A 5,710-nucleotide genomic window follows, 5' to 3' on the forward strand; every position below is an offset into this window, starting at 1 on the left:
GCCGGTGAGCAGGCCGGTGGTGCGGTTGAGCCAGCCGGCGAAGAAGAACGTGACCATCGCGGCGACGCCGACCGTCGGCAGGTAGGCCGGGTTGGTGACGGCCACGGCCGGCACGCCCATCAGCGCGCCGCGGATGCGGCCGCCGCCGCGCCCCCGCGCCCGAGCCCGCGACCGTCGAGCAGCCCCTCGCCGGGGAGGCCGCGCCCTCCACCGCGGCCATCCCGGGCCTGCGCACCGGCCGCACCCCGGTCGGCGGCCGGTCCGGCTCGGAGCCGGTGCCCACCACCGGGCCGATCCCCAAGGTGGTTCTGCCGAAGGAGGAGCCGGCCGACGCGGAGCCGCTGACCACGTCGCAGGCCGCCGTCGCCTGGGTGCGGTTCGCCGGTGAGCTGCTCGTGGCGCTCGCCGTCGGCGTCGGTCTGTACTACCTGTTCTCCGTGCTGTGGGAGCTGCAGCCCTACGCGGCCGTGGTGGCGGCGCCGCTGGCCATGACCGGCCTGGTCGGCGGGGTGTCGGCCTGGCGGCAGCGGCAGGGGCAGGGCCCGGTCGGGCTGCGGCTGCTGGTCGTGCTGCTGTTCGCCGGCACGCTGCTGTGCGTCGTGCCCGCGGCGGGCCTGCTCTCCGGCTCCTGACCCCGGGGCCGCTAGCGTTCCCGGGCGTGAGCAGCGCACCCACCCCGCAGCGGTCCGGACTCGCCGTCGTCGGCGGCGGCAAGATCGGCGAGGCCCTGGTCTCCGGGCTGGTCCGCCGGCCCGGGGCGGCCGAGGGCATCGTCGTGGTCGAGCGCAGCCCCGAGCGCGCCGCCGAGCTGGTCTCCCGGCACGGCGTCCGGTCCCTCGACCTGGCCGGCGCGGCGGCGGCGTGCCGGGTGCTGCTGATCGCGGTCAAGCCGCAGGACGTCGACGCGCTGCTGGCCGACCTGGCCCCGCACGTGGACACCGGTCACCTGGTCGTGTCGGTCGCCGCCGGGGTGCCCACGGCGCGGGTGGAGGCCGCACTGCCCGCCGGTGTCCCCGTCGTGCGGGTCATGCCCAACACCCCGGCGCTGGTGGACGAGGGCATGAGCGTGCTGTCGGCGGGTGCGCACGCGGGTGCGGCGGACCTGGACGAGGCCGAGGCGCTGCTGTCGGCGGTGGGCCAGGTGCGCCGGGTGCCGGAGCGGCAGCAGGACGCCGTCACCGCGCTGTCCGGCAGCGGGCCGGCCTACTTCTTCTACCTGGTCGAGGCCATGGTCGACGCCGGCATCCTGCTGGGACTGCCGCGTGCGCTGGCCGCCGACCTCATCGTGCAGACCGCGCTGGGCGCGGCCACCATGCTGCGCGACTCCGGCGAGCACCCGGTGCAGCTGCGCGAGGCGGTCACCAGCCCCGGCGGCACGACCATCGCCGCCATCCGCGAACTGGAGCGGCACGGTGTGCGGGCGGCGCTGATCGCCGCCATCGAGGCCGCGCGCGACCGCTCGGTCGAGCTCGGTCGCTGACCCGAACAACATTTTTGTAGTTCGCTCACGTTGCGTGATTGCACAACGCCTGGGCGTTTGGTTGTGCACCCTTGACGTCGACACGGGGCCATGTCGACGTGTCGACATGTCATCGACGCGCCGTGAACAAGCAACCACTGTCAGTCGTGTCGACAAGTGACCAGGACGGACCGGTCCGCCTGTTCGTTTCACCCATCGCTTCTGTCCCAGCAGGCCCCTAACGTTTCTCCCAGCACGCACGTGACCCGACCGACGGTGGGGAAGCCGACGGCCTCGATGCGTGCCCAGCGGAGGAGAACGACCCATGACCATGCCCCAGCGCGCCTACCAGGTCCGCCCCGCCCAGCCCGGCCCCCGGCCCGTCGGCCGCCCGGTCCAGGCCACTGCCGTCGCCCGTCCGGTCCCCGCGGCCCACCCGGCCGCCGCCCCGGTGAACCGCCCGGTGGTGGCGCAGCCGCAGCGCTCCGCGGTCACCTTCCTGACCGTGGCCGAGGTCGCCGCGATGATGCGGGTGTCCAAGATGACCGTGTACCGCCTCGTCCACGGCGGCGACCTGTCCGCCGTCCGCGTCGGCCGGTCCTTCCGGGTCCCCGAGCGCGCCGTCCAGGACTACCTGCGCGACGCCTACACCGACATCGCCTGAGGAAGGACCTCCTCGCCCCCCACGACGCACTCCGTGCGCCGCGGGACCCTGCGAGCAGGCCGTTCCAGCACGGCGCCTGCGCTGAGGGGTCGCCGCCGTCGGGTCCCGGCGGCGGCTCCCCCAGGGGCGGGAGCGCGACCGGCTGCCCCGGCGGCCGCACGGTAGTCTCGACCGTCGAGCGTCCGGACCCCGCGGGGCCGGTGCGCACCACGCTGCACACGACGTCGGGAGATCGACCATGGGTTCTGTCATCAAGAAGCGCCGCAAGCGGATGGCGAAGAAGAAGCACCGCAAGCTGCTGAAGAAGACGCGCGTCCAGCGCCGCAACAAGAAGTGAGCTGACGCTCGTGCCGCCCGCGGTCGTGCTCGTCACCGGCGTGAGCCGGTGGCTGGGCGGCGCGCTGGCGGCCGAGCTCGCCGCGGACCCCTCCATCGAGCGGGTCCTGGGGGTCGACACGGTCCCCCCGCGCCCCGAGGTGCAGCGCCGGCTCGGCAGGACCGAGTTCGTCCGCGCCGACATCCGCAACCCGCTGATCGGCAAGGTCATCGCCGCGGCCGGGGTGGACACCGTCGTGCACATGAACATCAGCTCCGCGCCGGGTGGCAGCGGCGGGCGCACCTCGATGAAGGAACTGAACGTCATCGGGACGATGCAGCTGCTGGCCGCGTGCCAGCGGGTGCCCAGCGTGCGCCGGCTGGTCCTGAAGTCCACCAGCGCCGTGTACGGCGCCAGCCCGCGCGACCCCGCGGTGTTCACCGAGTCCATGCAGGCCCGGCAGGTGCCCGGCGGAGGCTTCGCCAAGGACAGCCTGGACATCGAGGGCTACGTGCGGTCCTTCTCGCGCCGCCGGCCCGAGGTCGACGTCTGCGTGCTGCGGTTCACCAACTTCATCGGCCCGCGGATCGACTCCCTGCTCACCGGCTTCCTGCGGCTGCCGGTGGTCCCCACCGCGCTGGGCTACGACGCCCGGGTGCAGCTGCTGCACGAGGACGACGCGCTCGAGGTCCTGGTGCGGGCCACCACCGGTGGGTTCGTCGGCACCGTGAACGTGGGCGCCGAGGGCACGGTCCTGCTGTCGCAGGCCATCCGCCGGCTGGGCCGGGTCGCCCTGCCGCTGCCCACCCAGGCGATCGGCCCGCTGGGCCGGCTCACCCGGCAGGCGCGGATCACCGACTACTCGCCCGAGCAGCTGCGCTTCCTGAACTTCGGCCGGGTGGTCGACACGCGCGTGCTGCGCGAGGAGTTCGGCTGCACCCCGCGCTACACCACCGCCGAGGCGCTGGCCGACTACGGTCGCACCGTGGTGCCCGTCCTCGACCCCGCGCTGGTCGCAGCCGTGGTGGACGGCGCCGAGGACGTCCTGGGCCGCACCGCGGCGGCGGTCGGCTCGCTCGGCGCGGTCACCGGTGGCCGGGGGACCCCGCCGCCCGGTGGTGGGCTGCGGGCGGTGCGCGATGCCTGAGGCGCGGGTCATCCGGCTGCACCCCGAGGGCCCCGAGGAGGCCGACGGCGCCGCGGCGGCCGAGCCGGGGTGGGAGGACCAGCTCGCCGGCGGGCTGGAGTTCCTGCGGCGGCGGCTGACCGGGGAGTACGAGACCGACGAGTTCGGCTTCGACCCCGACCTGGCCGACCACCTGCTGCTGCCGGTGTTGCGCCCCCTGTTCCAGAAGTGGTTCCGGGTCGAGACCCAGGGCATGGAGCACGTCCCCGACACCGGTGGCGCGCTGGTGGTGGCCAACCACTCCGGCACGATCCCGCTGGACGCGCTCATGACCACGGTGGCGCTGCACGACGACCACCCGGCGCAGCGGCGCTTCCGGCTGCTCGGGGCCGACCTGGTCTTCCAGTTCCCGTTCATCGGTGCCATGTCGCGCAAGTTCGGCGCGACCCTGGCCTGCAACGAGGACGCCGAGCGGCTGCTCACCGACGGCGAGCTGGTGGGGGTGTTCCCCGAGGGCTTCAAGGGCATCGGCAAGTCCTTCAGCGAGCGCTACACCCTGCAGCGGTTCGGCCGGGGCGGGTTCGTCACCGCCGCGCTGCGCACCGGGGCGCCGATCGTGCCCTGCGCCGTCGTCGGGGCCGAGGAGATCTACCCGATGATCGGCAACGCGCGGACCGCGGCGCGGATCCTCGGCCTGCCCTACCTGCCGATCACCCCGACGTTCCCGCTGCTCGGCCCGCTGGGGCTGGTGCCGCTGCCGTCCAAGTGGTTCATCGCGTTCGGCGAGCCGATCGAGACGGCCTCCTACGGCCCCGGCGCCGCCGACGACCCGATGCTGGTGTTCAACCTGACCGACCAGGTCCGGGAGACCATCCAGCAGACGCTCTACCAGCTGCTGCTGCAGCGCCGCTCGGTCTTCAGCTAGAAGGGCCAGCGGTTGCGGCGGCGCAGGGCGAGCAGGCCGGTGACCGCGCCGCCGCCCACGGCCGCCGCGCCCAGCGTGGGGACGCCGATGCGGGCGGCCTTGCGCCCGGTGCGGAAGTCCTTGACCACCCAGCCGCGGGACCGGGCCACGGCCTTGAGCTCGGTGTCGGGGTTGACCGCCACCGCGGTGCCCACCAGCGAGAGCATCGGCAGGTCGTTGGAGGAGTCGCTGTAGGCCGTGCAGCGGGTGAGGTCCAGCCCCTCGCGGTCGGCCAGGGCGCGCACCGCCTGCGCCTTGGCCTCGTGGTGCATCAGCTCGCCCACCAGCCGGCCGGTGTACCGGCCGTCCACCACCTCGGACACCGTGCCCAGGGCGCCGGTGAGGCCCAGCCGGTGGGCGATGATCTCGGCCAGCTCGATCGGGGTTGCGGTGACCAGCCAGACCCGCTGCCCGGCGTCGAGGTGGCGCTGGGCGAGCACCCGGGTGCCGGCCCAGATGCGGTCGGCCATCAGCTCGTCGTAGATCTCCTCGCCGGCCTCGACGATCTCGCTGACCGGCCGGCCGGCGATGAAGGCCAGCGCGTTGTCGCGCACGGTGTGCATGTCGACGGCGGACTCCGAGCCCGCGATGCGGAACTTGGCCTGCTGCCAGACGAAGGAGGCGACGTCGCGGCCGGTGAAGTACTTGCGGGCGGCCAGGCCCCGGGCGAACCAGAACAGCGAGGCGCCCATCATCACGGTGCCGTCGCAGTCGAAGAACGCCGCGGCCGTGGGGTCGGGCTGCACCGGGGTCGGGCCGTCGACCTCGGCGGCGGCCGCCGAGGCCGTCCCGGCGACGAGCGCGCGGGTCTCCTCGTCCTCGATGGTCTCCGGGGTGCGGGCGCGGCGACCGCGGAACGGCACACGGACCACGTCCCGCCCCTCCCGTCCCGGCTGCCCCTCAGCCCCCACCGACCCTAACGGCCGGACCCGCGGTGCGGTCGCTGTGCCGTCGGCCACGGTCGCCCGGGCCCGTGCCCGGACCTGGTCCTCAGCCGCCGACGCAGACGAGCCCGCCCAGGCAGACCGTCGTCGAGGGCAGCGGGACGGGCACCTGCACCAGCGGCGGGGTCGTGGTGGCGCCCGTCGTCGGCGCCGGCGCGATCACCGACGGCACCGCCGGCGGCGGCGTGCTGGTGGCGGCGGCGCCGGTCGGCTGCGGCCCCGCACCCCCGCCCGGGG

Annotated in this window: 8 protein-coding genes; 6 read left to right on the forward strand and 2 right to left on the reverse strand. The window is 74.6% G+C overall.

Annotation, left to right across the window (positions count from 1 at the left end; all coding sequences use genetic code 11):
• The first annotated feature begins 302 nt into the window (after positions 1-302).
• The 6 genes from NH342_RS21665 (at position 303) to NH342_RS21690 (ending at position 4,490) form a co-directional block, all read left to right on the forward strand.
• Positions 303-632: a hypothetical protein gene (locus tag NH342_RS21665; RefSeq protein WP_253018229.1), complete on the forward strand. Its 330-nt coding sequence runs from the start codon at positions 303-305 to the stop codon at positions 630-632.
• Positions 633-658: 26 nt separating this feature from the next.
• The gene (proC, locus tag NH342_RS21670) at positions 659-1,480 is read left to right on the forward strand and encodes a pyrroline-5-carboxylate reductase (protein WP_253018230.1); all 822 of its coding nucleotides are present in this window, start codon (positions 659-661) and stop codon (positions 1,478-1,480) included.
• 442 nt (positions 1,481-1,922) lie between these two features.
• Positions 1,923-2,123, forward strand: a complete 201-nt coding sequence (locus NH342_RS24560; protein WP_374209495.1) for a helix-turn-helix domain-containing protein — start codon at positions 1,923-1,925, stop codon at positions 2,121-2,123.
• Positions 2,124-2,361: 238 nt separating this feature from the next.
• Positions 2,362-2,460: a 30S ribosomal protein bS22 gene (locus NH342_RS21680; protein ID WP_012854759.1), complete on the forward strand. Its 99-nt coding sequence runs from the start codon at positions 2,362-2,364 to the stop codon at positions 2,458-2,460.
• A 10-nt stretch (positions 2,461-2,470) separates the two neighbouring features.
• A complete protein-coding gene (locus tag NH342_RS21685; protein ID WP_253018232.1) occupies positions 2,471-3,586 on the forward strand; it encodes an NAD-dependent epimerase/dehydratase family protein in 1,116 nt (371 codons plus the stop codon).
• Positions 3,579-4,490, forward strand: a complete 912-nt coding sequence (locus tag NH342_RS21690; protein ID WP_253018233.1) for a lysophospholipid acyltransferase family protein — start codon at positions 3,579-3,581, stop codon at positions 4,488-4,490. Before NH342_RS21685 ends, NH342_RS21690 begins: the two co-directional genes overlap by 8 nt.
• Here NH342_RS21690 and NH342_RS21695 read toward each other — a convergent pair.
• Together NH342_RS21695 and NH342_RS21700 are read right to left on the reverse strand one after the other, a co-directional pair.
• Positions 4,487-5,392: an HAD family phosphatase gene (locus NH342_RS21695; RefSeq protein WP_253018234.1), complete on the reverse strand. Its 906-nt coding sequence runs from the start codon at positions 5,390-5,392 to the stop codon at positions 4,487-4,489. The two genes, NH342_RS21690 and NH342_RS21695, sit on opposite strands and share 4 nt — an antisense overlap.
• Positions 5,393-5,519: 127 nt before the next feature.
• Positions 5,520-5,710: hypothetical protein (locus NH342_RS21700; RefSeq protein WP_253018235.1), on the reverse strand; the 191-nt coding region annotated here is incomplete at its 5' end.

The sequence above is a fragment of the Klenkia sp. PcliD-1-E genome, assembly GCF_024124375.1.
GTDB lineage: Bacteria > Actinomycetota > Actinomycetes > Mycobacteriales > Geodermatophilaceae > Klenkia.

Excerpts from the sequence above, each read along its gene's own strand:
- NH342_RS21680 (WP_012854759.1), top strand. The coding sequence starts at position 2,362 with ATGGGTTCTGTCATCAAGAAGCGCCGCAAGCGGATGGCGAAGAAGAAG.
- NH342_RS21690 (WP_253018233.1), top strand. The coding sequence starts at position 3,579 with ATGCCTGAGGCGCGGGTCATCCGGCTGCACCCCGAGGGCCCCGAGGAG.